Source organism: Microbacterium sp. bgisy207 (genome assembly GCF_057706855.1).
Genome location: NZ_JBYIPB010000035.1, coordinates 1 through 1105 on the forward strand (window position 1 = coordinate 1; position 1105 = coordinate 1105).

General features: G+C 66.8%; 1 protein-coding gene. It reads right to left on the reverse strand.

All coding sequences use genetic code 11. From position 1 onward, the window contains the following. Positions 1-997, reverse strand: a 997-nt coding sequence (locus AC3ENO_RS14910) for an IS481 family transposase (protein WP_434971351.1), incomplete at its 3' end; no start/stop codon positions are given. Positions 998-1105: the final 108 nt, after the last annotated feature.

The window sequence follows — 1105 nt, forward strand, 5'->3', positions numbered from 1 at the left end:
TGTACTGCCCAGGCAGGTTGTTTGAGATCCGGCTGATGGGCGGGAGCTTCCCGATCGCAGTGTGGGGCCTGTGGTGATTGTAGAAGTGCAGCCAGGCGGGCAGGGCTGCGCGGCGGGCTGATTCGCTGTTGTAGTGCTTCACGTAGGCCCAACCGTCGGCCATAGTGCGATGGAATCGCTCGATCTTCCCGTTCGTCTGCGGACGGTAAGGACGTGTGCGCTTGGGTGTGATGGCGAGCTCGGCGCAGACGCGTCGCCAGGCGTGGGAGCGGTAGGCGGGGCCGTTGTCCGAGAGGACCCGTTCGACGCGGACGCCGCGGTCGGCGAACCAGGACACGGCCCGTTGCAGGACGCCGATCGCGGTCTCGGCGCGTTCGTCGTCGTGGATCTCGGCGTAAGCGACGCGGGAGTGGTCGTCGATGACGGTGTGGACGTAGGCGGTGCCGGTGACCATGTCGCCGGCGATGCCTCGCTTTCCGGTGCGCTTGGCCGTGACTGCTCGGTTGCGGTCGCCTTGGGACCGTCCGACGTAGCGCCAGCCGCCGCCGTCGGGGATGTTGCCGAGCTTCTTCACGTCGACATGGATCAGCGCGCCGGGCTTGTCGTGCTCGTACCGGCGGGCGGGTTCCCCGGTCTTCACATCGACATGCGAGAGCCGGTTCAGTCGACACCGTTTCAGCACCGCGTGGACGGTCGAGGCCGGCATCCCGACGCGGTCGGCGATCTGGACCGGCCCCAGGCGCTTGCGGATCCGCAGGTGCACGATCTTCTTCACACGGTGCGTCGGGGTCTTGTTCGGATGCGCATGCGGGCGCGAGGACCGGTCGGCCATCCCCGCTTCACCGAGCTCGACGTAGCGTCGCGCCCATTTCGCGGCGGTGGGCCAGGAGACACGGAAGTAGTCCGCCGCCGCGGCGACCGTCCACTCCTCGTCGACGATCTTCTGTGCAAGACGGAGCCTTTGGCGCGGGGTGAGCGCCGCGTTAGCGTGAGACACGAGAACCTCCTGGTTCAGAGCGGATGCGGTAGCAGCTCCACTCTGCCGGGAGGTTCTCGTCACATCAGGGAAGCCAGATCAAACAACCTCCCTGGGCAGTACAGCTAG